The organism is Paenibacillus sp. BJ-4 (genome assembly GCF_020404765.1).
Classification (GTDB): domain Bacteria; phylum Bacillota; class Bacilli; order Paenibacillales; family Paenibacillaceae; genus Paenibacillus.
On record NZ_JAIVEM010000016.1, the window covers coordinates 1 to 211 of the forward strand.

General features: G+C 47.4%; 1 protein-coding gene. It reads right to left on the minus strand.

The window, feature by feature from the left end:
* A partial coding sequence (locus LCF57_RS04525; RefSeq protein ID WP_225999639.1) for a condensation domain-containing protein occupies positions 1–211 on the minus strand: 211 nt, incomplete at both ends.

A 211-nucleotide genomic window follows, 5' to 3' on the forward strand; every position in this document is an offset into this window, starting at 1 on the left:
CAATTTCTTCGCTGGCATACGTCGACAAATGGAGTCCGGGAAGCTGGATTTCCACATTCTCTGTATTCTGCAAAGCAAACATCGTATCGAACAGCGGATTGCGGCATAAATCGCGAGCCACGTTCACCTTATCCACCAGTTCCTCAAACGGATAATTCTGATGTTCAAAAGCGCCCAGCGTCGTCTCCTTGATTTCCTTCAAGTAGTCAAG